The organism is Pseudideonella sakaiensis, from assembly GCF_048320135.1.
Lineage (GTDB): Bacteria > Pseudomonadota > Gammaproteobacteria > Burkholderiales > Burkholderiaceae_C > Ideonella_A > Ideonella_A sakaiensis_A.
Genome location: NZ_CP182947.1, coordinates 3,693,650 through 3,720,242, shown reverse-complemented (window position 1 = coordinate 3,720,242; position 26,593 = coordinate 3,693,650). Strand labels below are relative to the sequence as shown.

Annotated in this window: 27 protein-coding genes; 15 read left to right on the top strand and 12 right to left on the bottom strand. The window is 66.9% G+C overall.

Annotated elements, in window-relative coordinates; genetic code table 11:
- Nucleotides 1-80: 80 nt before the first annotated feature.
- The 11 genes from ACNH6H_RS17030 (at nt 81) to tolA (ending at nt 9,350) form a co-directional block, all read left to right on the top strand.
- The gene (locus tag ACNH6H_RS17030; RefSeq protein WP_418319329.1) at nt 81-1,400 is read left to right on the top strand and encodes a type IV pilus modification PilV family protein; all 1,320 of its coding nucleotides are present in this window, start codon (nt 81-83) and stop codon (nt 1,398-1,400) included.
- An 18-nt stretch (nt 1,401-1,418) separates the two neighbouring features.
- Nucleotides 1,419-2,519, top strand: a complete 1,101-nt coding sequence (gene ribD / locus ACNH6H_RS17025) for a bifunctional diaminohydroxyphosphoribosylaminopyrimidine deaminase/5-amino-6-(5-phosphoribosylamino)uracil reductase RibD (protein ID WP_418319328.1) — start codon at nt 1,419-1,421, stop codon at nt 2,517-2,519.
- A 79-nt stretch (nt 2,520-2,598) separates the two neighbouring features.
- The gene (locus ACNH6H_RS17020; protein WP_418319327.1) at nt 2,599-3,246 is read left to right on the top strand and encodes a riboflavin synthase; all 648 of its coding nucleotides are present in this window, start codon (nt 2,599-2,601) and stop codon (nt 3,244-3,246) included.
- Nucleotides 3,247-3,289: 43 nt separating this feature from the next.
- On the top strand, nt 3,290-4,390 hold the full coding sequence (gene ribBA, locus ACNH6H_RS17015; protein ID WP_418319325.1) for a bifunctional 3,4-dihydroxy-2-butanone-4-phosphate synthase/GTP cyclohydrolase II: 1,101 nt from the start codon (nt 3,290-3,292) through the stop codon (nt 4,388-4,390).
- 51 nt (nt 4,391-4,441) lie between these two features.
- Complete coding sequence (gene ribH, locus ACNH6H_RS17010) at nt 4,442-4,906, top strand: 6,7-dimethyl-8-ribityllumazine synthase (protein WP_418319324.1); 465 nt, start codon at nt 4,442-4,444, stop codon at nt 4,904-4,906.
- A complete protein-coding gene (nusB, locus tag ACNH6H_RS17005) occupies nt 4,903-5,454 on the top strand; it encodes a transcription antitermination factor NusB (protein ID WP_418319323.1) in 552 nt (183 codons plus the stop codon). The genes ribH and nusB overlap by 4 nt, the downstream gene beginning before the upstream one ends.
- A gap of 36 nt (nt 5,455-5,490) precedes the next feature.
- Entirely contained in the window at nt 5,491-6,711 is a 1,221-nt protein-coding gene (locus ACNH6H_RS17000) for a pyridoxal phosphate-dependent aminotransferase (protein ID WP_418319322.1), read from the top strand.
- Between the two features lie 23 nt (nt 6,712-6,734).
- Nucleotides 6,735-7,166 (top strand): tol-pal system-associated acyl-CoA thioesterase, encoded by a 432-nt coding sequence (ybgC, locus tag ACNH6H_RS16995; protein ID WP_418321381.1) that lies wholly within the window; start codon nt 6,735-6,737, stop codon nt 7,164-7,166.
- A complete protein-coding gene (gene tolQ, locus ACNH6H_RS16990) occupies nt 7,163-7,873 on the top strand; it encodes a protein TolQ (RefSeq protein WP_418319321.1) in 711 nt (236 codons plus the stop codon). Before ybgC ends, tolQ begins: the two co-directional genes overlap by 4 nt.
- Nucleotides 7,873-8,304 carry a protein TolR gene (tolR, locus tag ACNH6H_RS16985; RefSeq protein ID WP_418319320.1) on the top strand — a complete coding sequence of 144 codons (432 nt, stop codon included), beginning with the start codon at nt 7,873-7,875 and terminating at the stop codon, nt 8,302-8,304. Before tolQ ends, tolR begins: the two co-directional genes overlap by 1 nt.
- Nucleotides 8,305-8,318: 14 nt before the next feature.
- Complete coding sequence (gene tolA, locus ACNH6H_RS16980; RefSeq protein WP_418319319.1) at nt 8,319-9,350, top strand: cell envelope integrity protein TolA; 1,032 nt, start codon at nt 8,319-8,321, stop codon at nt 9,348-9,350.
- A gap of 34 nt (nt 9,351-9,384) precedes the next feature.
- Here tolA and ACNH6H_RS16975 read toward each other — a convergent pair whose 3' ends face one another.
- The 5 genes from ACNH6H_RS16975 to pcp form a co-directional block, all read right to left on the bottom strand.
- Nucleotides 9,385-10,485, bottom strand: coding sequence for an FAD-dependent oxidoreductase (locus ACNH6H_RS16975; RefSeq protein WP_418319318.1), 1,101 nt, complete (start codon nt 10,483-10,485; stop codon nt 9,385-9,387).
- Complete coding sequence (locus ACNH6H_RS16970; protein WP_418319317.1) at nt 10,482-11,237, bottom strand: DUF3047 domain-containing protein; 756 nt, start codon at nt 11,235-11,237, stop codon at nt 10,482-10,484. Before ACNH6H_RS16970 ends, ACNH6H_RS16975 begins: the two co-directional genes overlap by 4 nt.
- Entirely contained in the window at nt 11,221-12,093 is an 873-nt protein-coding gene (locus ACNH6H_RS16965; RefSeq protein ID WP_418319315.1) for a DUF547 domain-containing protein, read from the bottom strand. The genes ACNH6H_RS16970 and ACNH6H_RS16965 overlap by 17 nt, the downstream gene beginning before the upstream one ends.
- Nucleotides 12,094-12,118: 25 nt before the next feature.
- Nucleotides 12,119-14,281 (bottom strand): FAD-dependent oxidoreductase, encoded by a 2,163-nt coding sequence (locus tag ACNH6H_RS16960; RefSeq protein ID WP_418319314.1) that lies wholly within the window; start codon nt 14,279-14,281, stop codon nt 12,119-12,121.
- 194 nt (nt 14,282-14,475) lie between these two features.
- The gene (gene pcp / locus ACNH6H_RS16955) at nt 14,476-15,156 is read right to left on the bottom strand and encodes a pyroglutamyl-peptidase I (RefSeq protein ID WP_418319313.1); all 681 of its coding nucleotides are present in this window, start codon (nt 15,154-15,156) and stop codon (nt 14,476-14,478) included.
- Nucleotides 15,157-16,118: 962 nt separating this feature from the next.
- Here pcp and ACNH6H_RS16950 point away from each other — a divergent pair.
- The gene (locus ACNH6H_RS16950; RefSeq protein ID WP_418321379.1) at nt 16,119-18,008 is read left to right on the top strand and encodes a GspE/PulE family protein; all 1,890 of its coding nucleotides are present in this window, start codon (nt 16,119-16,121) and stop codon (nt 18,006-18,008) included.
- An 84-nt stretch (nt 18,009-18,092) separates the two neighbouring features.
- Here ACNH6H_RS16950 and ACNH6H_RS16945 read toward each other — a convergent pair whose 3' ends face one another.
- The 4 genes from ACNH6H_RS16945 to ACNH6H_RS16930 form a co-directional block, all read right to left on the bottom strand.
- Nucleotides 18,093-18,320 carry a hypothetical protein gene (locus ACNH6H_RS16945; protein ID WP_418319312.1) on the bottom strand — a complete coding sequence of 76 codons (228 nt, stop codon included), beginning with the start codon at nt 18,318-18,320 and terminating at the stop codon, nt 18,093-18,095.
- 127 nt (nt 18,321-18,447) lie between these two features.
- Nucleotides 18,448-19,251 (bottom strand): substrate-binding domain-containing protein, encoded by an 804-nt coding sequence (locus ACNH6H_RS16940; RefSeq protein WP_418321377.1) that lies wholly within the window; start codon nt 19,249-19,251, stop codon nt 18,448-18,450.
- Nucleotides 19,252-19,295: 44 nt separating this feature from the next.
- Nucleotides 19,296-20,060 carry an ABC transporter ATP-binding protein gene (locus ACNH6H_RS16935; RefSeq protein WP_418319310.1) on the bottom strand — a complete coding sequence of 255 codons (765 nt, stop codon included), beginning with the start codon at nt 20,058-20,060 and terminating at the stop codon, nt 19,296-19,298.
- The gene (locus ACNH6H_RS16930; protein WP_418319309.1) at nt 20,060-20,773 is read right to left on the bottom strand and encodes an ABC transporter permease; all 714 of its coding nucleotides are present in this window, start codon (nt 20,771-20,773) and stop codon (nt 20,060-20,062) included. The genes ACNH6H_RS16935 and ACNH6H_RS16930 overlap by 1 nt, the downstream gene beginning before the upstream one ends.
- Nucleotides 20,774-20,972: 199 nt before the next feature.
- Between ACNH6H_RS16930 and ACNH6H_RS16925 the strand changes: the two genes are divergently transcribed.
- Nucleotides 20,973-22,088 (top strand): substrate-binding domain-containing protein, encoded by a 1,116-nt coding sequence (locus tag ACNH6H_RS16925; RefSeq protein WP_418319307.1) that lies wholly within the window; start codon nt 20,973-20,975, stop codon nt 22,086-22,088.
- A gap of 10 nt (nt 22,089-22,098) precedes the next feature.
- On the opposite strand, the gene ACNH6H_RS16920 is transcribed toward ACNH6H_RS16925, so the two are convergent.
- The 3 genes from ACNH6H_RS16920 to senA form a co-directional block, all read right to left on the bottom strand.
- Entirely contained in the window at nt 22,099-22,425 is a 327-nt protein-coding gene (locus tag ACNH6H_RS16920; protein ID WP_418319306.1) for a hypothetical protein, read from the bottom strand.
- Between the two features lie 16 nt (nt 22,426-22,441).
- A complete protein-coding gene (locus ACNH6H_RS16915) occupies nt 22,442-23,041 on the bottom strand; it encodes a hypothetical protein (protein WP_418319305.1) in 600 nt (199 codons plus the stop codon).
- A gap of 227 nt (nt 23,042-23,268) precedes the next feature.
- On the bottom strand, nt 23,269-24,510 hold the full coding sequence (gene senA / locus ACNH6H_RS16910; RefSeq protein ID WP_418319303.1) for a selenoneine synthase SenA: 1,242 nt from the start codon (nt 24,508-24,510) through the stop codon (nt 23,269-23,271).
- A 61-nt stretch (nt 24,511-24,571) separates the two neighbouring features.
- On the opposite strand from senA, the gene senB reads away from it, so the two are divergent.
- Together senB and selD are read left to right on the top strand one after the other, a co-directional pair.
- Nucleotides 24,572-25,522, top strand: a complete 951-nt coding sequence (gene senB, locus ACNH6H_RS16905; protein WP_418319302.1) for a selenoneine biosynthesis selenosugar synthase SenB — start codon at nt 24,572-24,574, stop codon at nt 25,520-25,522.
- Complete coding sequence (gene selD, locus ACNH6H_RS16900) at nt 25,519-26,577, top strand: selenide, water dikinase SelD (protein ID WP_418319300.1); 1,059 nt, start codon at nt 25,519-25,521, stop codon at nt 26,575-26,577. The genes senB and selD overlap by 4 nt, the downstream gene beginning before the upstream one ends.
- The last annotated feature ends 16 nt before the right edge of the window (nt 26,578-26,593 follow it).

Below are 26,593 nucleotides of genomic sequence, written 5' to 3'. Positions count from 1 at the left end.
CAGCGGACCGACAGAGCCGGATCCGCGGTGGCACTTGATCGGGTCAACGGCGCACTGACGGCACAGAAGAAGGAGCGCAAATGACCACATTCGTTCGAAACTGCCCTCGCCCGGCCCCGCGCAGGCAACGCGGCACCAGCGTGCTCGAGGCACTGGTCGGTTTTCTGCTGGTTGCGGTTGGCATGGTGGGCAGCGCGCAGTTGCAGATCAGGCTGCGGCAAGCGGTCGATCTTGCGCGGCAGCAGGCAGATGCGGCAGGCCGTGCGCAACAGGAGCTGGAAAACCTGCGCGCCTTCGCGACCTACGAGGCCCGAGCCGGGCTCGCGAGTTTTGTTGCGATCACGGACCAGACCCGCACCGTGGCCGCCGGCGCCGGTTCGCCGACCGCCTACCGGATCGAGCGTCGCGTGCGCGACAGCAGCTTGCCGATGCTGAAGGATCTGCAGGTCAGCGTCGACTGGACCGACCGCCACGGCAAGCAGCACCGGCAGTCGCTGGCCACGATTCTCGGCGGCCAGGCGCCCGCACTCGTGCTGCCGCTGGCGCAAGCCTCGGCCGGCGAAATCGGCGCCGTGCTCGGCCGCCATCCGGCCATTCCGCGCGATGCCCATGACCTGGGCGACGGGCGCAGCGTATTCAAGCCACTGACGCGTGGCAGCGAGGCCTGGCTGATCGACAACCGCAGTGCCCGGATCGTCGCGCGCTGCGCCGGAGTCTCGACCGAGCGCACGAGCCGGCAACTCGGCAGTGCAGACCTCGGCGATTGCGCGCCTGCAGCCGACATGCTGCTCGGTGGCCGCGTCCGCCACTCGCTGGCAGCGCCACCGGCCCTGCCCGACGCCAGCACCGCCAACGACACACCGCTGCCGATGTCGGTGACGCTGCAATTGACGAGCAGCGGCCATCCGCGGCCGCCGCATTGCATTGGCGAGGCGGTGCGGATGGTTGATGTCGGCACCACCGGCATGCTGCGGGCCATCGCAGTGGCGATCGATGCAACGCCGGCCAGCCAGGGCCTCACGAGCTGGACCGAACTCGGCGACCGCTTCTGGCGCTACCACTGCGCGATCGCAACGGCTGCCGCGCCGGCCGGCAGCACGGCCGCCCGGCCGCAGTGGAGCGGCCGCCTCGTTGTCACGCCGCAAGGCTGGAGCCTATCCGCCACGCCCGGTGGCCGCCGGATCTGCCGCTACAGTGCCGATACCGACCAGAACGGCCGCGTCGACCGCCCGGCCGAATCGCCGGATCCGACCGCCTCGGTGGTCGACCCGCTGGTCGAGCAGAACCTGCTGGTCGTCGACGGCCGCCAAGCCTGCCCGGCCAGTCCGGCCGCAGCGGCGGCCGCTGGCCGGCTGCCGTGGTCGGATGCCAATCCCGCTACAGTGCCGCATCAAGGCTGAGCGACCAGATTCCCGACGATGTTGACCGACTCCCTGATGCGCGAGGCGCTGGCCCTTGCCGAACGTTCGATCGCGCTCAGCGAACCCAATCCGCGTGTCGGCTGCGTGCTGGCTGCCGCCGATGGCCGGGTGATCGGCCGCGGCCACACGCAGCAGGCCGGCGGCCCGCATGCCGAGGTGATGGCGCTGCGCGACGCAGCATCTGCCGGCGAAGATGTCACTGGCGCCACCGCCGTCGTCACGCTGGAACCCTGCGCCCACCATGGGCGCACCCCGCCGTGTTGCGATGCGCTGATCGCGGCCGGCGTTGCCCGTGTCGTCTACGCGGTGCAAGACCCGTTTCCGGAGGTTGCCGGCCAGGGCGCGGCGCGCCTGCGCGCCGCCGGCATCAGCACCGAGGCGTTGCCGGCGGGCGAACTGGCGAATGCGGCACGCGAGTTGAACATCGGTTTCTTTTCGCGCTTCGAGCGCGGCAGACCCTGGGTGCGGATGAAGGTGGCTGCTTCGCTCGACGGCCGCAGCGCACTCGACAACGGCGCCAGCCAGTGGATCACCGGCGAAGCGGCGCGCCGCGATGGCCATGCCTGGCGGCGCCGCGCCGGCGCGGTGCTGACCGGCGCAGGAACCATCCTCGACGACAACCCGCGGCTCGACGTCAGGCTGGTCGAGACCCCGCGCCAGCCGTTGCGCGTGATCGTCGATTCCCGGCTCGATACGCCGCCCGACGCCCGCATCCTCGAGGCGCCGGGCTCGGTGCTGCTGTATGCCGCAGCACCAACCGACGAGAGAGTCGCCGCGCTGCAGGCACGCGGCGCCGAGATCGCCTTGCAACCTGGTCCGACCGGCAAGGTCGACCTGCCGGCGATGCTCGCCGACCTGGCGCGCCGCGGCATCAACGAACTGCACGTCGAAGCCGGGCATCGGCTGAATGGCTCTCTGGTCCGCGAGCGGCTGGTCGACGAATTTCTGCTGTACCTGGCGCCGATGCTGATCGGCGCAGGCCGTGGACTGGCCGATTTCGGTTCGTTGCAAACGCTCGACGACGCCCCCCGGCTGCGGTTTACCGGTATCTCGCAGATCGGCGACGACCTGCGGCTGCTGGCCCGCCCGCTCGACTGAACGCGCACATCGCTGCCCGGGCAGACGCGGGATTACCCTCGCCAAACCGCCGGCAATGCCGAACGGCGACAATCCCGCGATGTTCACCGGCATCATCAGCGGCGTCGGCCGCATCACGACCGTCGATTTGATCAACAGCGGCGCCGGTCTGCCGACCAGCGCCGACGGCCGCCGGCTGCGAATCGAGACGCCGGCGGGTTATCTGGGCGACGTCGGGCTTGGCGACAGCATCGCGATCAATGGCGCCTGCATGACCGTTGCCGCGTTCGACGAAGCCGCGTCGGTGTTCGAGATCGACGTGTCGGCCGAAAGCCTGTCGAAAACGGTTGGCCTCGACGGCCCGGGGCCGGTCAATCTGGAAAAGGCGCTGCGCGCAAATGACCGCCTCGGCGGGCATCTGGTCAGCGGCCATGTCGACGGCATCGGCACGGTCAGCCACTTCGCTGCGGTCGGCGAATCGTGGGAACTGCGGATCCGCGCGCCGGCAGAGCTGGCGCGTTTCATCGCCTACAAGGGATCGATCGCGATCAATGGCGTCAGCCTGACGGTCAACCGCGTCGTCGACCTGGCACCGGCTGACGGCGGCGGCTGCGAATTCAGCATCAACCTGATTCCGCACACGTTGGCCCATACGACGCTCGGGCAGATCGAGACGGGTATCGCGGTCAATCTCGAGATCGACCAGATCGCCCGCTACGTCGAGCGGATCAACAGCCGCGCTGCCTGAACCGCGAGCCGGCCGTCCGGGCGGCCCAACCTACAATCCAGCCATGTCGATTTCTCCAGTTCCTGAACTCGTTGCCGAGCTCGCCGCAGGGCGGATGGTGATCCTCGTCGACGAGGAAGACCGCGAGAACGAAGGTGACCTGGTCCTCGCCGCCGACCACGTGACGCCCGAGGCGATCAATTTCATGGCCCGCTTCGGCCGCGGCCTGATCTGCCTGACGCTGACCCGCGAGCGCTGCGAGCGCCTGCGGCTGCCGCCGATGACGACCCGCAATGGCGCCCAGCACGGCACCGCATTCACGGTATCGATCGAGGCCGCCACCGGTGTCAGCACCGGCATCTCGGCGGCGGATCGGGCGCGTACCGTACAGGCCGCAGTGGCCCGCGACGCGCGCCCGGAGGACCTGGTGCAGCCCGGCCACATCTTTCCGCTGCAGGCGCAGGACGGCGGCGTGCTGATGCGCGCCGGCCACACCGAGGCCGGCTGCGATCTCGCGGCGATGGCCGGCCTGAGCCCGGCATCGGTGATCTGCGAGGTGATGCGCGATGACGGCGAAATGGCGCGTCTTCCCGACCTGCAGGTTTTTGCGCAGGAACACGGCCTGAAGATCGGCACGATTGCGTCGCTGATCGAACACCGCAGCCGCAACGAGACCTTGATCGAACGGGTCGGGCAGCGGGTGATGAGCACCGCGCAGGGCAGCTTCGACTGCACGACGTTCAAAGACCGCACCGGCGGGCTCCATCTGGCGCTGACCAAGGGCAAATGGACAACCGACGACCAGGTGCTGGTCCGTGTCCACGAGCCGCTGTCGGTTCTCGACCTGCTCGACACCGGCACCACCGCTCATTCATGGCCGCTGCCGAAGGCGCTGGCGGCACTTCAGCGCGCGCCGGCCGGCGTCGCCGTGCTGCTCAATTGCGGCGAAAGCGCTGCCGAACTCGACCAGCAGATGCACGCCACCGCCGATGCCGCCAATGGCCGGCGGCGCGGCCAGATCGACCTGCGCACCTATGGCATCGGCGCGCAGATCCTGCGTGAACTCGGCGTCAGCCGGATGACGCTGCTCGGCAGCCCGCGTCGCATGCCGAGCATGGTTGGTTACGGCCTCGAGGTGCTCGGCTTCGAGCCGCCGCAGGCCTGATGAACAGGGCGATGCCCGGACCCATTTTGTTGAATCTCCCAGGAAATATCGATGCTCGCTGCTGATCGTGGCCAGGCCGCCGAACTGGACGGGCGCGATCTGCGGATCGGCATCGTGCAGGCGCGTTTCAATTCCGAGCTGACTGGCCAGCTTGCGCAGGCCTGTGTGGCCGAACTGGAAAAACTCGGCGTCGCCGGCAAACACGTCAAGCATGTGCTGGTGCCCGGTGCGCTCGAAATCGGCGTTGCGCTGCAGGCGATGGCCGACAGCAATGAATTCGATGCGCTGATCGCACTCGGCTGCATCATCCGTGGCGAAACCTACCATTTCGAACTGGTCGCCAATGAAAGCGGTGCCGCAGTCACCCGCGTCTCGCTCGACCACCAGGTGCCGATCGCCAATGCGATCCTGACCGTCGAGAACGAAGCGCAGGCATTGGCCCGCGTTGGAGAGAAGGGCCGCGACGCCGCGCGGGTGGCGGTCGAGATGGCCAATCTGATGGAAGACCTGTCGTGAGCGACGATCCGAAAGGCAGCGCCCCGGCGCCGGCCAGCCCTGTACCGCGTCCGTCGGCAGCTCGCCGGGATGAGGGCAAGAGCGGCAAGCCGCGCGCGAAATCGCCGCGTCGCCGCTCGCGCGAAGCCGCGCTGCAAGGCCTGTACGAATGGCTGGTCGGCGGCAGCGATGCCGGCGTGATCGATGCCCACATGCGCGAACTCGAGTTTTATGCTGGCTGCGACACCGCGCACTTCGACGCACTGCTGCACGGCTGCATCAACGAGGCGGCCGATCTCGACGGCCTGCTGGCACGGCATGTCGATCGTCCGACGAAGGATTTGTCGCCGGTCGAGCATGGCATCCTGCTGCTCGGCGCCTATGAACTGAAACACTGCATCGACGTGCCGTACAAGGTTGCGATCAACGAGGCGGTCGAGCTCGCGAAGAGTTACGGCGGCACCGATGGGCACCGTTATGTCAACGGCGTGCTCGACAAGCTCGCGATCGATCTGCGGCAGGTCGAGGTGCAGGCCGCGCGTGCTGCACGCGGTGATCAGCGGCGCTGAGCCGCAACCGATGCCGCAGGTTTGCCGAGGGCTGCCATGAAACTCGCATCCAGGCTCGATCACATCGAACCGTTCTATGTGATGGAGTGCGCGAAGGCGGCGTCGGAACTGGCGCACTCGCCGGCCTGCGATCCGGCACACGGCGGCCAGCCGATGATCTTCCTGAATATCGGCGAGCCCGATTTCACCGCGCCGCCTGCGGTGCGGCGGCTCGCCACGCTGGCGATCGACCAGGGCCGCAGCCAATATACCGATGCCACCGGCCTGCCGCAGCTGCGCCGGCGCATCAGCCTGTGGTACCGCGAGCGTTTCGGGCTCGAGATCGCCGCCGAGCGCATCGTCGTCACGGCTGGCGCATCGGCTGCGCTGCAGCTGGCCTGCCTGACGCTGATCGAACGCGGCGACGAGGTGCTGCTGCCCGATCCGAGTTATCCGTGCAACCGGCACTTCGTCGCCGCCGCCGACGGCACCGCGGTGTTGCTGCCGACCGGCGCGGCCGAGCGTTTCCAGCTCAGCGCCGACGCGGTCGCGGCGGCCTGGGGCGACAAAACCCGCGGCGTGCTGCTGGCGTCGCCGTCGAACCCGACCGGCACCTCGATCGATCCGGCCGAGATGGGCCGCATCGTCGATGTCGTTCGCGCGCGGGGCGGCTTCACGCTGGTCGACGAGATCTACCTCGGGCTCAGCTTCGACGACCGCTACGGCCAGAGCGCGCTGGTCCATGGCCAGGGCCACGGCGACGACGTGATCTCGATCAACAGCTTCTCCAAATATTTCAACATGACCGGCTGGCGGCTCGGCTGGATGGTGCTGCCGCTCGAACTGGTGCCGGCGGTCGAGAAGCTCGCGCAGAACCTGTTCATCTGTCCGTCGACGCTGGCGCAGCATGCGGCGCTGGCCTGCTTCGAGGCCGACTCGATCGCCGAATACGAGCGCAGGCGTGCCGAATTCCGCAAACGCCGTGACCTGCTGGTGCCGGCGCTCGAGCGGCTCGGCCTGCCGGTGCCGGTGCTGCCCGACGGTGCCTTCTATGCATGGGCCGACTGCAGCCGCTTCGCCGATCCGGCGGCTGGCGGCAGCTGGGATTTCGTCTTCGAGCTGATGCGGCGCGCCCATGTCGCGATCACGCCGGGCCGCGATTTCGGTCGCCACGATACGGCGCGTTTTGTCCGCTTCTCGTTCGCCAGTTCGATCGAACAGCTGCACGAGGCAGTGCGGCGCCTGGGCGACGTGCTGCCCGGCATGGCCAGGTCATGATGCGGGCAGTGCGCACGAGACCGATGCCGCAGGCGATCGGCGATGATGTCTTTCGCAGCCGTATCCGCGTCTACTGGGAAGACACCGACGCCGGCGGCATCGTCTTCTACGCGAACTACCTGAAATATTTCGAACGCGCGCGCACCGAATGGCTGCGCGCGGCCGGATTCTCGCAACAGCAATTGCGGGTCGACCGGCAGGTGATGTTCATCGTCGCTGAAACCCGCGTGCGTTATCTGCTGCCAGCCAGGCTCGACGACGAACTCGAGATCAGCGTCGTCCGCATCGACGGCGGCCGCGTCGGCATGGGCCTTGCGCAGCAGGCCTGGCGCATCGGCGACGACGGCCAGCCGCAGCAGCTGCTGTGCGAAGGCGAGATCCGCATCGCCTGTGTCGACGCCGGAACCTTTCGGCCGTGCCGCATACCCAACGATCTTCTCGACGCACTCGAATGACCCAAGACCTCTCGATCTTCAAACTCGTCCTCGAAGCCAGCCTGGTCGTCCAGCTGGTGATGCTCGGCCTGATGCTGACCTCGCTGGCCAGCTGGACGGTGATCTTCGGCAAACTGTTCGGGCTGCGTCGCATCCGTGCCGACAGCGAAAATTTCGAGCGCGAATTCTGGGCCGGCCGCAACCTGACCGAGCTCTATGGCGACGCGACCGAAAAACCCGACGGCTCGCCGATCGAGCGCATCTTCGCGTCGGGCATGCGCGAATTCCTGAAGCTTCGTGAACGGCGGGTCGCCGATCCCGGCGCGCTGCTGGAAGGCGCACGGCGCGCGATGCGCGCGAGTTTTCAGCGTGAACTCGATCTGATCGAGTCGAACATGTCCTTCCTCGCTTCGGTCGGTTCGGTCAGCCCCTATGTCGGGCTGTTCGGCACCGTCTGGGGGATCATGCACGCCTTCGTCGGGCTGTCGAACCTGCAGCAGGTGACGCTGGCGACGGTGGCGCCGGGCATCGCCGAGGCGCTGGTCGCGACCGCGATCGGCCTCTTCGCGGCAATTCCGGCGGTGATTGCCTACAACCGCTTCGCCCGCGACATTGACCAGATCGCAACCCAGTTCGAGACCTTCATCGAGGACTTCTCGAACATCCTGCACCGCAACGCCGGCCAGCCGCACAGCAACGCCTCGCCGAGCACGGTCGGAGGTCGCTGATGCCGGCCGTCAGCAGAGGGGGCCGCGGCCACCGCCGCACGATGAACGAGATCAACATGGTGCCGTTCATCGATGTGATGCTGGTGCTGCTGATCATCTTCATGGTCAGCGCGCCGCTGATCACGACCGGCCTGGTCGACCTGCCGTCGGTCGGCAAGAGCAAGCAGCAGCCGGAACGCGTGATCGAGGTCATCGTCGGCCAGGACGAGGCGCTGCGGCTGCGTGTCAGCGGCGAAAGCGACCCGCAGAAGCTGCCGTTGCGCAGCCTGGCCGGCCGGGTTCGCGACCTGCAGGACGGTGACACCAATACGCCGGTCGTGATCTCTGCCGACCGCAACGTCAAATACGACGCAGTCGTCAAGGTGATGGACAGCCTGCAGCGCGCCGGTGTCGTGCGCGTCGGCCTGGCGGTCAAATCCGGAGGCGGTTGATACCGCGGGCGCAGATGAGCAGACGCGACCCGCTGGCACCCCGCAACCCCGACGGCATGGGGCGCGGCTTCGTGCTCGCAGTGCTGGCCCATGCGCTGCTGGTGATCGCGCTGGCGATTGGCGTCAACTGGCGCGCCAGCAACCCCGAGGGCCTGCAGGCCGAGCTGTGGGCGGCGGTGCCGCAGGTTGCCGCGCCGCGCGCGGCCGCACCCGAGGCGCCGCCGCCAAAACCGGAACCGGAACCCGAACCGCCGCCGAAGCCGCCGGCAAAAAAGGCGCCTCCGCCGCCACCCGCGCCGGAGCCTGAACCCGCGCCGCCGCCAAAAAAGGCGCTGCCCGACCCGCAGATCGCGATCGAGAAGGCGCGTCGCGAGGAACGCGAACGCAAGCTCGAGGAAGAACGCGAGCAGGAGAAAAAGCGCAAGGAAGAAGAAGCGAAGAAACTTGCCGCGAAAAAGCTCGAACTCGAAAAAGTCGCGCGTGAAAAGGCGGCGCGCGAAAAGGCCGAAGCCGAAAAACTGGCAAAGGCAAAGGCCGAGGAGGAGAAAAAGCTCGCCCGTGAAAAGGCCGAAGCCGAGAAGCAGGCCGCGCTCGAGAAGGAGAAAAAGCGCAAGGAAGAGGAATTGCGCCAGGCCAAGCTCGCCGAAGAGAAGGAAAAGGCCGAAGCCAAGCGGATCGCCGAGCAGCGCGAGCAGGCACTGAAGCGGATGCTCAGCCAGGCCGGCGGCGCAACCGGCGAAGTCGGCTCGAAAGGCACCGAAGCGCAAAATGCCGCGCCGTCGGACAGCTATGCCGGCCGCGTGAAGGCGCGGATCAAGCCGAATATCGTCTTTGTCGACGAACTGACCGACAACCCGCAGGCCGAGGTGCTGGTCAGGCTGGCGCCGGACGGCCGGATCATCAGCCAGCGGCTGGTGCGCAGCAGCGGCAGCAAGGACTGGGATGCCGCGGTGCAGCGCGCGATCGAACGCACCGAGATGCTGCCGCGCGATGTCGACGGCCGGGTGCCGTCGACGATGCTGATCGCATTCCGCCCGCGCGAATGATCGTGCGCCGCCGACGGCGGCGACCTTGTGCCGCTCAGCGCTCCGGCAGCGTATACCGGCTGATGAATGCGCGGTCGATGTGGTCCTTCCAGCGCCAGACCCAGTCACCCTCGAACGACCAGCCGTTCCAGCTCGCGATCGCATGGCGCTCGCCACAGGCAAGCAACGCCAGGCTGTGCCGCTGCGGCAGGTGCTGGCGCAGTTCGCCACCGTCGACCGCACAGCGCAGATTGAAGGCCAGCGGCGGGCCGGCACGCACCGCATAGACGCCGCTTTTCGGATGCGACACATCGACCCGACTTGAAACGTCGCCGGCGGCAAAGACAGCTGGGTGCGACACGCTCTGCAGCGTCGGTCCGGTTTCGACGAATCCCTGCGCATTGCATTGCAGGCCGCTCGCAGCCAGCCAAGGCGCGGCCGACGCACCGAGTGCCAGCACCGCGAGGTCGCAGGCGAGCAGCCGTCCGCTGGCCAGCCGCAATGACTCCGGGCCGATCTCGCTGCAGCTGTCGTCGATCACGGTGATGTCGCGGCGCTGCAGCGCCCGCGTGACGCGCCGCTGCAGCCCGGCCGACGAGCCGCCAAGCACCGGCCCGCCGCCGGTGACGACGCTGACGCGCGCCGCGTCGCCGAAGCGGTGTGCGATTGCCATCGCCAACTCGACACCGGCCGCGCCGCCGCCGACCACGAACAGATCGCAAGGCCCGCGCCGCTCGGCATCGAGCAGTGCCTGCCAGCGGCCGATGAAGATCTCGATCGGCCGCACTGGCCAGCCGTGTTCGCGGGCGCCGGCAATCGCATCGACCGGCATCACCGGGCCGGTGTCGATCGCCAGCAGATCAAAATCGATCTCGTCGCCGGTCGACAACGTGACCCGCTGCGCGTCGGCGTCGAGCGCGGTCGCGCTGGCCTGGATGAAGCGGGCGCCGGCCGCGGCGGCCAGCGGCGCCAGCGGGATCACGCAGTCATCGATGCCGTAGTGACCGGCGAGCAGGCCAGGCACCATGCCCGAATAGACCTGGCGCCGATAAGGCGAGACCAGCGTGACCTGCGCCGCCGCCAGCGGCTCGGCGGCCAGCGCCTGCAGCACATGGACATGGGCATGGCCGCCACCGAGCAGCAGCAGCCGCTTCAAGGCGTCAGCCTCATATCGGCGATCCAGGCAATGCTGTGGCCGCCGGTATTGTCGGCATCGGCACCGACTGCGATCGCCCGCAACGGCGGTACCTGGCCGCCGGCCTCGTCGCCGAACAGGGCCAGAAAATCGGCGCCGATGTCGCGCTGCTCGTCGACCCACTGGCCGGACGCAGCCGGGCCTGAACGCAGCACCAGATAACGGACCCGCCGCGAATAGGCATTGTCGAGCGGCGTCTGCGCCGGCAGCCGCGCATCCCAGACATAACAGACGGTGGCGGCCGGCAGATCGCGGCCGCTGCCGGCACTGGCCAGCCGCAGCAGCTGACGTTCGACAAAAGGCACGCGCTCGATTGCCATCTCGAACAGCGCGCAGACCTTGATGCTGGTGTCGTCGGCCTGCTTGCGGCGCAGGTCGGCGAGCAGATTGAATTTCTCGACCCGCCAGCGCCAGCTCAGCCTACCCTTGCCGGGACGCTGCTCGAGGTGCTGCACGAGGTTGCCATAGGAGCCGTTCGCCTCGATGCGCAGCGCCGGCCCGGCAAGCCGGAATTCGGTGGTCGGGAAACGCTGCTCCGGCAGCAGTTCGATGGTCCAGTCAGCAGCCGCGGCCTTGTCGCCAGGCAGCAGGCTCGGCCACGGCAGCGAGGCCGCACTGGCAGCCAGCGCTGCGCCCAGCATCGGCAGCGCGAGCCACCAGCGATGGGCCCGGCCGCTGCGCCCGGCGTCAACCGCGTCAGCGCCCAAGCGCATTCAGCGACCAGTCGTAGTCGAGGAAATCGATCGGCAACGCACGCGCCTGCAGCCGCGCCTGCACCGCGGCATCGTCGCTGAGCTGCTTCGCATGGCGGGCAAACAGGTCCTCGAGGCGGCGCACGCCGAGATGGCCCTGCTCGAAATCCTCGCGGAACCACTTGAAGATCATCGACACCTCGAGCCGGCCGTCGCGCACGCGGTTGCGTGTCCGGTCGGCGAGAAAACGCGTCATGCCGTCGTCGAGCTGCGCATCGAGACGCGTCGCGACGAAGGCTTCGTCGCGCAACGCCGGGCAGCCGATGCTCGCGCAGTTGACCGCGCCATGGACACGATAGTCCTTGTAGTCCGGACGCAGCCGTTCATGCTCGATCCAGTCGAGGTGGCGCTTCTCGCCGAGCAGCGTGAAGAATTCCTTTTTCCACGGCGACTGGAACAGCGAGCCGAGGTCCTTGATCGATTTCAGATCGGGATAACGGCTGAGGATCAGCTCGACCGTGAACGCGTTGTAGGCATTGATCAGGAAGGCCATCTGCTGCGGCCGGCTCCAGCCGTCAAAGCTCTGCCGGCTGACCGAGGAATAACTGCCGAGCACCTGCTGCAAGGCCTTGCGATCGGCCTTGAAGGCCGCATAGTCGACGCGGCTCTGCTTGTTGTCGGGCAACCATTTGACATGGCGCTTGACGAGTGCGTCCCATGCCGCATGGCCATGGTCGAATTCGGCGCGGGCCGCCGGCGCATGGGCGAGCAGCAGCAGCGGCATCAGGAGCAGCAGGCTGCGGGCCAGCCAGCGGCGCGCTTGCTGCAGCAGCCGGCCCGCAAGCGGCTCGCTCGGCATCAACATCTTTTTTGTCATCGTTTCCCTTTGTACAAGCTGCTGATCAGCCACGCTCCCACGCATGGTATTTCGCGACCCATTCGAGCAGCCGCTTCGGCTGATGGGCCCGCTTCCACTCGCCGGCTGCATATTTGTTGGCCTCGGCGAGCGTCGGGTAGGTGTGGATCGTGCCGAGGATCTTGTTCAGGCCGAGACCGTGGCGCATCGCGAGCACATATTCGGCCAGCAGGTCGCCGGCATGCACACCGACGATCGTCACACCGAGGATCTTGTCCTTGCCGGGCACCGTCAGCACCTTGACGAAGCCGTGCGTCGCACTGTCGGCGATCGCGCGGTCGAGCTCCTCGAGTTCGAATCGGGTCACCTCGTAATCGATGTTCTGTTCCTTTGCATCCTGTTCGTTCAGGCCGACCCGGGCGACCTCCGGATCGGTGAAGGTGGCCCACGGGATCACCGAATAGTCGGCCTTGAATGACTTGAAGCGGCCGAACAATGCATTGACAGCTGCATACCAGGCCTGGTGGGCCGCGGTATGCGTGAACTGGTAGGGCCCGGCGACGTCGCCGGCGGCGAGGATGTTCGGGTAGTTGGTGCGCAGCCAGGGGTCGGTCTGCACGGTGCGTTCGGCGAGGATGCCGAGCTCCTCGACGCCGAAACCCTTCAGCCGTGCGCTGCGCCCGACCGCACACAGCAACTGGTCGAAGGGCAGCCGGTGCTCGGCGCCATCGGCTTCGACGATCAGCCATTTGCGCTCGCCGTCGGCGCCCTGCTCGCGTTCGCAGCGCAGCGCCTTGTGGCCGGTCAGCACCCGCACACCGTCGCGTTCGAGTGCGCCGCGGGCCAGTGCGCTGACTTCCTCGTCCTCGCGCAGCATGATGCGCGGCGCCATTTCGACCTGCGTGACTTCCGAGCCGAGGCGCGCAAAACTCTGTGCCAGCTCGCAGCCGATCGGCCCGCCACCGAGCACGACCAGTCGTTTCGGCAGCTCACGCAGGCCCCACAGGGTGTCGCTGGTCAGGCAGCCGATCTCCTTCAGCCCAGGCAGCGGCGGAACGAACGGCTCGGCGCCGGTCGCGATGACGATGTGGCGCGTCGTCAATCGTTGCGTCGTGCCATTTTCCAGCGCCACCTCGACCATCCACGGATTGACGATCCGCGCCTTGCCGAGCAGCACCTCGACGCCGAGCTTGGTATAGCGCTCGACCGAATCATGCGGCTCGACCAGCTTGACGACGCCGGCGACCCTTTCCATCGCAGCGGCGAAATCCAGGCTGGCCTCGGCCTTGCTGATCCCGTAGTCGGCGCTATGGCGGATCTGCGACATCAGCGTCGCCGTCTTGATCAGCGCCTTGCTCGGCACGCAGCCATAGTTCAGGCAGTCGCCACCCATCTTGTGACCTTCGATCAAGGTCACCTTGGCCTTCACCGCAGCAGCGATATAAGCGGTCACCAGGCCGGCCGCGCCGGCGCCGATCACGACCAGGTTGCGGTCGAAGGATTTCGGCTTGTCGGCGGCCCAGCGCGCGTAGACCTTGCGCGCCTTCCATGCGTCGACGATCTTCTTCGCGATCAGCGGAAAGATGCCGAGCAGCACGAAGGAACCGATCAATCCCGGCGACAGGATGCCCGACAGCGATTCGATCTGCGCCAGTTGCGTGCCGGCATTCACATAGACGATGGTTCCGGCCAGCATGCCGATCTGGCTGGCCAGGTAGAACACCACCGCCTTCATCCGCGTCAGGCCGAGTACCAGGTTGATGACGAAGAACGGGATCAGCGGCACCAGCCGCAAGGTCACCAGATAAAACGCGCCATCCTTCTCGATGCCCTTGTTGATTTCCTTCAGGCGGTTGCCGAATCGCGCCTGCACGGTATCGCGCAACACATAACGCGAGGCCAGAAAGGCCAGCGTCGCACCGATGCTCGATGCGAATGACACGATGACGGTGCCGAGCAGCAGGCCGAACAGCGCGCCGCCGGCCAGCGTCATGATCGCTGCGCCGGGCAGCGACAGTGCGGTCACCGCCACATAGATCACGAAATAGACCGCCACCACGGTGACCGGCCGGCGCTCGAACAACTCGGCAAATTCGTTCTGGCTGCGTTTCAGATAGTCCAGGCTCAGGTACTGGCCCAGATCGAAAACAAAGAACAGGCCGATCAACACGAGCAGGCCGACAATCAGAAACAGTTTGCTGCGCGACATGGTGGCATCAGGGGTTGAAGGGCGAAGCGGCAACGATAGCGGCAATCGCCGCCGGCCAGCGGCACGCTGGTTGCGGCGTGCCGCCTTGGCTTCGTAGCGGCGGCAGCTCAGGCACCGCGCGCCGAATCGACCCTGCTCAGTCGCAGCAGACGTGCGATTCTTTCATTCTCCGCCGCCTGCCCGCCCGGCACAGCTCAGTGCAGAGTACCTTCGCTGGGCATCTCGGTCGCGGCCACGCGATCAGCCGGTTCAAGCGCCTCGACCAGCGCGGCCCGCAAACCGCACTGCATCTCGTCGAATCGCATTGCCGGCAATTCCGCGACGCCGGCGGCGAGGCGCTCGGCGGCCTGCTCGGCAAGCAGCGGCAGGTGCAGAAAACCGCCCGGCACGGCCGGTGCCGCGCGCTGCAAATGGTGCTGCAGCAGATAGAAAACCTGGTTGCAGACGAAGGTGCCGGCCGAATGCGATACCGACGCGGCGATGCCGGCGCGGCGCACCGCCGCGACCATGCGCTTGATCGGCAACGTGCTGAAATAGGCCGCCGGCCCGTCGCCGCAGACCGGTTCGTCGACCGGCTGCGCACCGCCGTTGTCGGCGATCCGCGCATCGACGAGGTTGATCGCGACCCGCTCGAACGACAGCTCGGCCCTGCCCGCGGCCAGCCCCATCGCGAGCACCAGCCGCGGCTGCAACGCATCGACCGCGGCTGCCAGTTGCTCGCCGGCATCGGCAAAACGGCACGGCAGTTGCCGTGCGACGATGCGCAGGCCGGCAATCTCGTCGCCATCGAACGACCGGGCCAGTTCGATCGACGGATTGCGCCGGTCGCCGCCGAAAGGCTCGAAACCGGTCAGCAGAACCGTCTCGCCGCGCATCGTCAGGCCCGGGGCAGACGGATGGAACGGTTGCAGCGGCAATGAACAGCGTCGGAGTGCTGGCGTGACATCGTTGCGATAACGGTGGGTCGAGAGGAAGCGAATGTAGCGCCACTGCGCTTCCGATGTCGCGAAATGACGGCGGCCAGCCTGCCTTTTCCGGATTTTTCGGGGTCGCTGCGATGCCATCATCAGGCAACGGGGAATGGCATGTCGTCGTTCCCTGCAAACAGGCAGGCCTGCGGCGCGCAACGCGACAGGCTCGGAGCGAGATGTCAAATCAGTCGAATGTGGTGCAGTGGGAAGCCGTCGATCCGAAGTCGGTATCGAGCAGCAACGTCGCGGCGATTCCGCGCGCGATGCCTGCCGCAGAGGCGGACTCCAGCTCCAAGCTGAGCCGCGAGCCCTACCGCTGGCCGACGCCGCCATTTGCCTGTTACCCAGAGCCCGAGAAGCAGGTGCAGTCCCAGCCCTGCGAAGTCGAATCGAGGACAGGCAACTGCACGAAGGGGCGGATGACCTTTTTTGTGCCCGAGGAGTCGGTGCTGCATGTGCAGATACCGCCGGCACGCACGACGATTCCGCTCCGATTCGACCACTTCCGCCGCATCCTGCTGATGGCGCCGGTGGCGCCACTGCCCGACGACGCTGCCGATCCACATGTATCGCTGCTCGCGCAGCGGCCACGCTCGCGCTATCGCATCACGCTGGCCGATGACACGCTGGCCGAAGGCGAGACGATCGGCCATGTCGAGAGCCCGTTCGGTCTGTTCCTGTATCCGCCGGTCGACGAGACCGACAAGGTGGCCCGCCTGTTCTACCCGCGCGAGGCCTACAAGTCGTTCGAGATCGGTGAACGGATCGGCGAACTGCTGGTCGAGCAGAACGCTGCGACCAGCGAACAGGTCGAAGAGGCGGTCGATCAGCAGTTCCACCTGCGCACGCAAAAACTCGGCGACATCCTGCTGGCGCGCCGCGTCGTGACCCCGGAGCAGTTGCTGCATGCGATCGAGCAGCAGGCGAAGATGCCGATCGTGCGCATCGGCGAGGCCTTGACATCGCTGGGCATGGTCAGCGAGCAGCAGTTGCAGGAAGCGCTCGACCAGCAGAAAAACGACCGCAACGTGCCGCTCGGCGAATTGCTCGTGCGCATGGGCATCGTCTCGCGCGAAGACCTGCAGATGGCGCTGGCCCGCAAGATGGGCTACCCGGTCGTCGACCTCGAGGCGTTTCCGGTCGAGACCGCGGCGCTGAAGCTGATCGGCTTCCAGGTCGCGCAACGCCTGCAGGTGCTGCCGCTGCTGCTGCGCGACGGCCGCCTGGTCATCGCGCTCGACGATCCGGCACGACGCCGCAAGACGGTCGACGAGGCTGAATTTTTCGCGCAGATGAAGGTGGTTCCGGTGCTCGCGCAAAGCCGCAGCATCGAGCACGCGATCCGCCGCGAATATGGGCGCATTGGCGACACCGGTGGTGTCGATGCGTTGCCAGCCGTCGACGAGACGGTCGACAACAGCAAGGTCACCGATGAACTGGTCGAATCGCTGGAGAAGGAGGTCGACCTCGCGCACGCCGCTGCCGAAGATGAAAAGCAGATCGAGCAGTCGGACAACTCGCTGGTCAAGCTGATCAACAACATGATCGTCGAGGCCAGCCGCGACGGTGTCAGCGACATCCACATCGAGAGTTATCCGGGCAAGGAAAAGCTGCGCATCCGCTTCCGCAAGGACGGCATCCTCAGCACCTACCTGGAGTTGCCGGCGGGATACCGCTCGGCGCTGGTCGCGCGGATCAAGATCATGTGCGATCTCGACATCTCGGAGCGCCGCAAGCCGCAGGACGGCAAGATCAACTTCGCCAAGTTCTCGCCGCAGCACCGGCTCGAACTGCGCGTCGCGACGATCCCGACCGCGAACAACCTCGAGGACATCGTGATGCGGATCCTGGCGTCGGCAAAACCGATGCCGGTCGACAGCCTGGGCCTGTCCGACTACAACCTGCGGGAGTTGAAGCAGGCGGTCGAGCGCCCCTACGGCATGGTGCTGTGTGTCGGCCCGACCGGCTCCGGCAAGACGACGACGTTGCACTCGGTGCTGAGTTTCATCAATGTGCCCGAGCGCAAGATCTGGACCGCCGAGGATCCGGTCGAGATCACGCAGCCGGGGCTGCGCCAGGTGCAGGTCAATCCGAAGATCGACTGGACCTTCGCGAAGGCGCTGCGCGCCTTCCTGCGCGCCGATCCCGACGTCATCATGGTCGGCGAGATGCGCGACAAGGAAACCGCGACGATGGGCGTCGAGGCATCGCTGACCGGCCACCTGGTGCTGTCGACGCTGCACACCAACAGCGCGCCGGAAACCGTCACCCGATTGCTCGACATGGGCATGGACCCGTTCAACTTCGCCGATTCACTGCTCGCGGTGTTGGCGCAGCGGCTGGTGCGTCGGCTGTGCAAGCAATGCCGGGTCGAGACCGATGCGACGCCGCAGCAGATCGAGGAGTGGCTCGACGACTACATGCATTCGTTCGGCCACGCGGCGCCGCCGGTCAGCCGCGAAGCGGTGCAGCAGGGTTGGCTGACCCGCCACGGCAAGGACGGCAAGCTGAAAAGCTACCGCTGCACCGGCTGCCAGAAATGCAGCGACAGCGGCTTCAAGGGCCGCGCCGGCCTGCATGAACTGATGGCCGTCTCGCGGGCGATCCGCCGGCAGATCCAGACCGGCGCCCGCGCCGAGGACCTGCAGGCCACCGCGATGGCCGAAGGCATGCGCACGCTGCGCCAGGACGGCATCGACAAGATGATTGCCGGCATCACGACGATGGAAGAGGTGCGGGCGACGAGCAACGCCTGAGGCGCAACCGGAAAAGAAAAGAGGAGCCGGATGGCTCCTCGGATGGCTACGCGACCAATTACCGCTACCGACCGCGACAGACGTTCACATCAGGCCGCAGTTGGTGCCTTCGTGTTTGGGCTCGCCGTTTTTCATGTTGCCGTAACCGCGGCACCACCCGGTGCGATTGCCTGGCAGACCGGGGAGATCGACTGAAAGGGCGGGGGTCACATCCTCTCCGGGATCGGCACGCTGCTCAGGCGTGATCTTTTGCCACTTCTTCGGCGCACCACCGCTAACCTGTTGCACTTCCTTCGCATCAAGCATCCGCATAGAAAAACTCCCGATTGGTGACGATGCATCCTTGTATCACAAGCTTACAAATGGCATCAAGCGCTGTTGCAAGGCTGACACCGGAAGCAGCAAGTCGATCACGGAAACGGCTCGATCCGCTGCGCAATCAATGCTGCGCATTCGGAAAAAACAGCTGCTCGCCACCGATCCGGTAACTCGCGATGACCGCTTGGCCGGCCGGCCCGGTGACCCAATCGGCAAAGGTCTGCGCGAGCGCGCGCTTGACGTGTGGATGGCGGGCCGGGTCGACGACGACCACCGCATACTGGTTGAACAGCCGCTTGTCGCCTTCGACCAGCACCGCCAGGTCGCCGCGGTTTCTGAAATTGAGCCAGGTGCCGCGATCTGTCAGCGTATGGCCGCCCAGGCTGGACGCCATGTTCAGTGCCTGCCCCATGCCACAGCCACAGGCTTTGTAGCCGGCAAAAGTATTGGCCGGCGCGGCAATTCCGGCCGCCTGCCAGTAACGCAGTTCGGCGGCATGGGTGCCACTCTTGTCGCCGCGCGAGATGAATGGCGCGCTGCCGGTCGCCAGCTTGCCGAGCGCCGAAACGACATCGCTGCCCTTGATGCCGAGCGGATCGGCCTTCGGTCCAACGACGACAAAATCGTTGTACATCACTTCGCGGCGCTGCAGCCCGAAACCGTCGTCGACGAATTTCTGCTCGGCGAGCCGGTCGTGGACGAACAGCAGGTCGGCATCGCCGCGCCGGCCGACATCGATCGCCTGGCCGGTACCGAGCGCGACCACCCGCACGTCGATGCCGCTGGCCTTCTTGAATGCCGGCAGCAAGTGGGCAAACAGGCCGGACTGTTCGGTCGACGTCGTCGACGCCATCACGAAAAACGGCGTCTGTGCCGATGCCGGGCTGACGCCGCCAAGCGCCAGCACGGTTGCGCCGAGCAGCATCGCGCCGCGTGCCAGAACCCGGCGGCGCATCGATTCCGCTTTATTCAACGATCCCATTTCGCTTCCCCTTTCAGAAAAAATTCGACTTCGTCGAGCGCGCCGCGTCCGGCGCCGGCAAAAAACTCCGCAGTTGGCTGGTCGGCGCGGACCCGCCCTTCCTCGAGGTAGACGATCCGCCGCGCCAGCCGCTTGGCCTGGCCGAGGTTGTGTGTGCTCATCACCAGCGCGGTGCCGTCGCCGGCGAAACCCGCGAGCACCGCCTCCACCTCGCGTTTTGCGGTCGGATCGAGGCTGGCCGTCGGCTCGTCGAGGAACAGGATGTCGGGCTGGATCATCCAGGCGCGCGCCAGTGCCAGCCGCTGCTGCTGGCCGCCCGACAAGGCCCGCGCCGGCCGCCCTTCGAGGCCGGCGAGACCGACCCGGTGCAATGCGGCATCGATCTGCTGCGCCCACTGGCGGCGCGGCAGGCCGGCCAGCCAGCAGGCCAGCCGCAGGTTGTTCAGCACCGTCAGCCGCAGCATGAACGGCCGCTGGTAGACCATCGCCTGCACCAGTGCGCGGCCGGCGACATCGTGGGCGCAAACCTGGCGCCGGCCGCCGTGCGCGACGACGCCATGCAACGCGCGCAGCAGCGTCGTCTTGCCCGAGCCATTGGCGCCGAGCAACGCGACCGATTCGCCGCGCGCGATCTTAAGCGTGACGTTGCGCAGTGCCTGCACCGAGCTAAACCGCACCGAGACGTCGGCAAGTTCGATCAACGGTTGAAGCACGCCCGCCTGCAGCCCATCAGCGCGCTGGAGATCGTTCATCACCGCACCCCCGCCAGCGCCGAACCCTGGCCGCGCTGGATCAGGCCGATCGCGAGATTGATGATGCCGACGACGCCGAGCAGGATCAGCCCGAGCGCCATCGCCAGCGGCAGGTCGCCCTTGCTGGTCTCGAGCGCAATCGCGGTTGTCATCACCCTCGTGACGCCCTCGATGTTGCCGCCGACGATCATCACCGCGCCGACTTCGGCGATCGCCCTGCCGAATGCGATCAGCAGCACGGTGATCACCGCCCAGCGGTCATGCACCAGCATCAGCAACGCGCAGGTCAGCGGACCGGCGCCCATCGAGCGCAACTGGTCACCGCCGTCGCGCAGGCTGTCGCCGACCAGTTGGCGCGACAACGCGGCAACCACCGGCAGCACCAGGATGGTCTGCGCGATCACCATCGCCGTCGGTGTGAAGATCAGGCCGAACGAACCGAGCGGGCCGCTGCGCGACAACATCAGGTAGACGACCAGGCCAACGATGACCGACGGCAGCGCCAGCAGCGTATTCAGCGCCAGCACCGCCAGCCGGTGGCCGGGAAAACGCGCGATGGCCAGCCATGCGCCGCCGAACAGGCCGAAGCCGGCTGCGCAGGCACACGCCGATGCGCTGACCGCAAGCGACAGGCCAACCGTGTGCAGCAGGCCGGTATCGGCTGCGACGATCAGCTGCAGTGCGGTGGTGACACTTTCGGTCAGTGTGGTCATGCCGGGCAATAACGCGATCGAAAAATCGTGGACAGGCCACCGGCTGGGCCCGTGTTGCGCGAGGGCTCGGCGCAACGCAGCGCGATTCTCGGCGGCGGCTGCCGCTTTGGCGATATGAAGCGCATTGCATATGGCTGCCCTGCCCGGCCGGCGCAGGCCCGCGCTGCCGTACAGTCGGCCGGCAGATTTCCATCGCCCGATGCACAAGGTCCACCTCGCCTACCAGCTCGGCACCGAGCGCCACGCCGACGACCGGCAAGCCTTGCACCATCCGTTGTTCGCGATGCTGGCAGCGGTCCATGCCACCGGATCGATTTCCGGCGCAGCCCGCAAACTGGGCTTGTCGTATCGCCATGTCTGGGGCGAGCTGAAACGCTGGGAGGGCGAACTCGGCCATCCGCTGCTGGTCTGGAACAAGGGCCAGTCGGCGCTGCTGTCGCCGTTCGGCGAAAAGCTGCTGTGGGCCGAGCGGGGTGCCCAGGCGCGGCTGGCGCCGCAGATCGAGGCCTTGCGCAGCGAACTCGAGCGCGCATTCGCGATCGCCTTCGACGATGCGGCCGGCGTCATCACGATGGCGGCCAGCCACGACGATGCGCTGCCGCGGCTGCGCGACCTTGCGCAGATGCAGCACCGCCTGCTGCTCGACATCCAGTTCACCGGCAGCGTCGATGCGCTGGCTGCGCTGAACGAGGGCCGCTGCATGCTGGCCGGATTTCACGCGCTGGTCGATGCACCGCGACGGTCGCCGACCGCACGCACCTACCGGCCGTTGCTGCAACCCGGCAGACACAAGCTGATCGGTTTTGCGCGGCGCACCCAGGGCCTGATCGTCGCGGCCGGCAATCCGCTCGGCCTGACCGGCATCGGCGATCTGGCACGGCCGCAGCTCCGCTTCTGCAATCGGCTGCGCGGCAGCGGCACCCGGGTCGTGCTCGACGAACTGATCGCCGCCGCACAACTGCCAGCCGACATGCTGGCCGGCCAGCAACAGGCCGAAGCTTCGCACCATGCGGCAGCCGAAGCGGTCGCCAGCGGCCGGGCCGATGCGGCCTTCGGCATCGAGGCGGCGGCACAGGCCCACGGGCTCGGTTTTGTCGCGCTGGCGCAGGAGCAATATTTTCTGGCGGTGCGCAGCGCCGGGCTCGAGCATCCGAATCTGCGCGCATTGCGGGCCATCCTCGCGTCGCCGCCATGGCAGCGGCAACTCGACAGCATTGCAGGTTACGAGGCCCATCAAGCGGGCGAGGTGTTGTCGCTGCGCCGGGTGCTGCCGTGGTGGACCTACCGCACGCCGAAAAGAGGCGGCGGCGCCTGACGCAGACGGGTCAGCGGCCGGCCTTGTCGTCGTGCGGCGTGACGTCATCCGGCGGCGCGGCCGGCTTGTCGATCACCTTTGCCTCGATATCGACCACCTCGGCATCGGCCGGTGCCTGCCGCCCCGGCTGCCGGCGGGCGCCGGAGCGCCAGTCGACCGGCCCCTTCCAGCCAAAATCGAGCGGCACGACGCGTCGGCCGCGAATCAGTGCCCATGCGGTGATGCCGACCGCGGCGATCGCGCCGAAGACCAGCACGCCGAAAAACATCGCCAGCCCGGCCAGCAGCAGCATGATGCGCACCAGCGTCGCCCAAACCCTGCCGAGCAACCCGGTCATCGCCTGCTCCGCCGACTCATTTGACGAGCAGCACCCGCATGCCGAGCTGCCGGCCATCCGGGCGATCGAGCACGCGGATCGTCGCCTCGCTCGGACGGAAATCGGCCGGCAGCGGCATGCTGCCGCGCAGGCCCTGGTAATGGGTCATCGATACCGGCACCGGTTTCATGTTGATGTGGCTGTTCTGCCCGGCCAGCACCAGTTGCATCACGCCATTGAACGGTTTCGCGCCGGAGCGGTCACGGGTCAGCATCACGTCGTAGACCAGATTGCCGGACTCGACGCTGAAGCGGCCGGCGCGCACTTCGACCGCACCGCCGCGCGGATCCGGTGGCAATGCATCGAGGATCAGGGCCACATCCTCGCGCAGGCTGTCGATCGTCTGGCGGCTGCCGGACAACTCGTCGTCAAGCGCCTTCTTGTCGGCCAGCGCCTGTTCGAGGCGGCCGGTGGTGGCATCGAGTTCGGCGCGCAGTGTCGAGCGATCGGCCTCGGCCTTGGCCAGCGCGGCACGCAACTCAGTTGAAGCCGACGCCGTCAGGCGCGGCGGCAGGTAACGCTCCTGGACGAACACGACGCCGCCGGCGCCGATGGCCATGCCGGTCAGCAGCAACACCAGCCAACGCGGCAGACCACGACGTCGTCGTCGATAACCACTTGGTTCGAAAACAACGGGTTTGTACCTTGCCATGAATCGGATTTCAAAAAACTGTTGGGAACGAAGGGGAGCTTAATGCGTCGGCCCAGACCGATGTTTCGCAATGTGAATGCAGCGCCTTGCACTTGACTGCGAATGCAAATCCGGGGCCAGTCGCCCCGTTCGACGAGTGTGGTGCAGGCCGATCAGAGGCTGCAGCTGCGAAAACCGACAAAGATGTCGTCGCGTTCGGGCAGGTAGAAGTTGCGGAATTTCGGATCGCGCAACCGTCCGCGTGTGGCCAGCGATGCGCCACGGAGAACGCGGTGGGTATTGAACCACGGTTGCGAATAGTCCCGATACGGATGCGGCTCGAAGCCGGGATACGGCCGGAAACTGCCGGCCGTCCACTCCCAGACGTCGCCCCAGCGAAAGCCACGCGCAACACCCTGATGCGCGGCAATCTCCCATTCCGGCTCGCTCGGCAAGCGGCGCCCTGCCCAGCGGCACCAGGCCTGCGCCTCGTGAAAGCTGACATGCATCACTGGTTGCGCCAGCGGCACCCTCACCGCACTGCCGAAACGCTGCATCAGCACCGCCTGGCGCATCTGCGTGACATGGCGCGGTGTCCGGCGGCCTTCGCGTTCGATCCAGGCCCAGCCTTCGGGGCTCCACCACTGCGGCTCATCGTAGCCGCCGTCCTCGACGAATTCGCAGTACTGGCCCCAACTGACCGGCTGCGCATCGATCTCGAACTCGGGCACCTGCACCTCATGCGGCAGACGCTCGTTGTCGAAGACGAAGCCGCTGTCGGCGCTGCCCATCGACCAGCGCGTTGCCGGAAACAGCAGCGGCTCGCGCGGCGCCATCGTCCGCGGCTGCAGCGCTTCCTGCAATTCCGGCGCATCGCTCAGCGGCAAACCGAGCGTCTGCGCGGTGATTGCGAATGCCTCGCCATGCATGTCCTCATGGAACAGCACGAGGCGATAGAAATACAGCGCATCGTCGCCGGGCTCGGCAGTGGCCAGCATGTCGAGCGTGATTTCTATGCTGTCGGCAAGGTACTTCTTTGTCGCCTCGAAATCGGGCAGATCGAGCGACCAGCGGGTGTCATGAGGCACATGGCTGGAGTCGTACCAGCGATCGGCCTGCGGCTCGATCGACGCCAGCCGCGGTGCCACCGGATCGCAGGCCGGGCCGCGATTGCGCTGCACATTGCGCGCGATCCAGGCTTCCTGGAACCAGCCGATGTGGCCCAGTTCCCACAGCGGCGGATTGACCTCGGCGAGCTGCGGCACGCGCCAACCATCGGCAGCCAGCGCAGCCTCGAAGACGTTGATCCAGCGCAACGTATGATTCCGCGCATCCATCAGCGCCAGCGACAGCCAGTCGCGGCCGGCATGCCGCATCTGCGGCGTATGGATTTCCGCTGTCCCGATGTCCTTCACTCGATCCTCCATTGCTGGCGCAGGCTTGCCGCGAACGTCCGGGCAGGCGGCAAGGCCGCGCGTGCTGATCTGCAGTCCGGCACTCGCCGACGCCAACAATGGCAACTGGCAGACCGCGTCGCGCTGGGCACGGATGCTGAAAACCGATTGTCGCATCGGCATCGTCACGCACTGGCGCGGCGAGCCCTGCGATCTGCTGATCGCGCTGCATGCGCGGCGCTCGGCGGCGGCGGTCGCCGATTTTGCTGCGGCCCATCCGGACCGGCCGTGCATCGTCGTGCTGACCGGCACCGACCTGTACCGCGACATCGGCTTCGACGCGAGTGCGCAGGCCTCGCTGCGGCTCGCGCACCGCCTCGTCGTGCTGCAGGACCAGGGGCTGCAGGCGCTGCCAGCAGCGGTGCGCGGCAAGGCGGTGGTCATTTATCAATCGGCGCGGCGTCTGCAGGCGATGCCGCCGCCGGCGCGCGGGCTGAAGGTGGTCTGCGTTGCCCATCTGCGCGACGAGAAGGATCCGCTGACGCTGCTGCGCGCTGCGGCACGGCTGCGCGAATCACCAGAGATCAGTTTCACGCTGATCGGCGATGCCCTCGATGCCGAGATCGGTGCTGCAGTGCAGGCCGCCTGCCGCGAATTGCCATCGCTGCGCTGGCTCGGCGGGCTGCCGCGGCCGGCGACCCGGCAGCACATCCGCCGCTCGCAGGTGCTGGTCAATAGCAGCCGGATGGAAGGCGGCGCACATGTGATCCTCGAGGCCGCGCAAAGCGCGACCGCGGTGGTTGCATCGAGAATACCGGGCAATGTGGGGATGCTCGGCGACACGCATGCGGGGCTGTTCGATCTCGGCGATGATGCCTCGCTGGCAGGCCTGCTGTCGCGTGCGGCCGCCGACCCCGCCTTTCTGCACCGCCTGCGCAGCGACACGCTGGCGCGTGCCGATCTGTTCGAACCCGCCGAGGAGCAGCGCAGGCTGCGCCAACTGATCACCGAATGCCTGGAGACCACACGATGAACGCACCGCTGCAGAACGCCGTACCCCGCCTGAGCTCGCTGTCGCACGGCGGCGGCTGCGGCTGCAAGATTGCACCGGGGGTGCTGAGCGAAATCCTGAAGGGCACACGCGGCATGCCGATCCCGAAGGAACTGCTGGTCGGCATCGAGACCGCCGACGATGCCGCGGTCTACAAGCTCAATGACGAGCAGGCGCTGATCGCGACCACCGACTTCTTCATGCCGATCGTCGACGACCCGTTCGATTTCGGCCGCATCGCGGCCACCAATGCGATCAGCGACGTCTATGCGATGGGTGGCACGCCGATCATGGCGCTGGCGATCGTCGGCATGCCGATCAACGTGCTGCCGCTGGAAACCATCGGCCTGATCCTGAAAGGCGGCGAGACGATCTGCGCCGAAGCCGGCATTCCGATCGCCGGCGGCCACACCATCGATTCGGTCGAACCGATCTACGGCCTGGTCGTGATGGGGCTGGTGCACCCGGACAAGGTCAAGCGCAATGCCGATGCACGCGCCGGCGATGTGCTGGTGCTCGGCAAGCCGATCGGTGTCGGCGTATTGTCGGCAGCGCTGAAGAAGGATGCGCTGCCGCCGGCCGGTTATGCGCAGATGATCGAGAACACGACGCGGCTGAACAAGCCCGGCGTCGCGCTGTCGGCGATGCCCGGCGTCCATGCGCTGACCGACATCACCGGCTTCGGCCTGGCCGGCCACAGCCTCGAGCTGGCGCGTGGCGCCGGCAACACGGTGACGATCGACTGGGCGAAAGTGCCGCAGATCGATGGCGTGCGTGCGATGGCGCAGCAGGGCATGGTGACCGGCGCTTCGGGCCGCAACTGGACCGCTTACGGCGCCGAAGTCGATCTGCCCGACGGCTTTGCCGATGCCGATCTCGCGCTGCTGACCGATCCGCAGACCAGCGGCGGGCTGCTGGTGTCGTGTGCGCCAGATTGTGTCGACGAGGTGCTGCGTTGCTTTGCCGAACAGGGTTTTGCGCACGCGGCGGCGATCGGCACGATAGACGCCGGTCAACCGCGACTGGTCGTTCGCTGAAGCAACGCGGCGCCGC

Bases quoted from the DNA above. Each gene is read 5' to 3' on its own strand.
- ribBA (WP_418319325.1), top strand. From the start codon at position 3,290: ATGTCGATTTCTCCAGTTCCTGAACTCGTTGCCGAGCTCGCCGCAGGG.
- ACNH6H_RS16965 (WP_418319315.1), bottom strand. From the start codon at position 12,093: ATGACAAAAAAGATGTTGATGCCGAGCGAGCCGCTTGCGGGCCGGCTG.
- tolR (WP_418319320.1), top strand. From the start codon at position 7,873: ATGCCGGCCGTCAGCAGAGGGGGCCGCGGCCACCGCCGCACGATGAAC.
- ACNH6H_RS17030 (WP_418319329.1), top strand. From the start codon at position 81: ATGACCACATTCGTTCGAAACTGCCCTCGCCCGGCCCCGCGCAGGCAA.
- ACNH6H_RS16930 (WP_418319309.1), bottom strand. From the start codon at position 20,773: ATGACCACACTGACCGAAAGTGTCACCACCGCACTGCAGCTGATCGTC.
- tolQ (WP_418319321.1), top strand. From the start codon at position 7,163: ATGACCCAAGACCTCTCGATCTTCAAACTCGTCCTCGAAGCCAGCCTG.
- ribD (WP_418319328.1), top strand. From the start codon at position 1,419: ATGTTGACCGACTCCCTGATGCGCGAGGCGCTGGCCCTTGCCGAACGT.
- ACNH6H_RS16935 (WP_418319310.1), bottom strand. From the start codon at position 20,060: ATGAACGATCTCCAGCGCGCTGATGGGCTGCAGGCGGGCGTGCTTCAA.
- ACNH6H_RS16925 (WP_418319307.1), top strand. From the start codon at position 20,973: ATGCACAAGGTCCACCTCGCCTACCAGCTCGGCACCGAGCGCCACGCC.
- ACNH6H_RS16920 (WP_418319306.1), bottom strand. From the start codon at position 22,425: ATGACCGGGTTGCTCGGCAGGGTTTGGGCGACGCTGGTGCGCATCATG.
- pcp (WP_418319313.1), bottom strand. From the start codon at position 15,156: ATGCGCGGCGAGACGGTTCTGCTGACCGGTTTCGAGCCTTTCGGCGGC.
- ACNH6H_RS17020 (WP_418319327.1), top strand. From the start codon at position 2,599: ATGTTCACCGGCATCATCAGCGGCGTCGGCCGCATCACGACCGTCGAT.
- ACNH6H_RS16970 (WP_418319317.1), bottom strand. From the start codon at position 11,237: ATGCGCTTGGGCGCTGACGCGGTTGACGCCGGGCGCAGCGGCCGGGCC.
- ACNH6H_RS16945 (WP_418319312.1), bottom strand. From the start codon at position 18,320: ATGCGGATGCTTGATGCGAAGGAAGTGCAACAGGTTAGCGGTGGTGCG.
- tolA (WP_418319319.1), top strand. From the start codon at position 8,319: ATGAGCAGACGCGACCCGCTGGCACCCCGCAACCCCGACGGCATGGGG.
- ribH (WP_418319324.1), top strand. From the start codon at position 4,442: ATGCTCGCTGCTGATCGTGGCCAGGCCGCCGAACTGGACGGGCGCGAT.
- ybgC (WP_418321381.1), top strand. From the start codon at position 6,735: ATGCCGCAGGCGATCGGCGATGATGTCTTTCGCAGCCGTATCCGCGTC.
- ACNH6H_RS17000 (WP_418319322.1), top strand. From the start codon at position 5,491: ATGAAACTCGCATCCAGGCTCGATCACATCGAACCGTTCTATGTGATG.
- selD (WP_418319300.1), top strand. From the start codon at position 25,519: ATGAACGCACCGCTGCAGAACGCCGTACCCCGCCTGAGCTCGCTGTCG.
- ACNH6H_RS16940 (WP_418321377.1), bottom strand. From the start codon at position 19,251: ATGCTGCTCGGCGCAACCGTGCTGGCGCTTGGCGGCGTCAGCCCGGCA.
- ACNH6H_RS16960 (WP_418319314.1), bottom strand. From the start codon at position 14,281: ATGTCGCGCAGCAAACTGTTTCTGATTGTCGGCCTGCTCGTGTTGATC.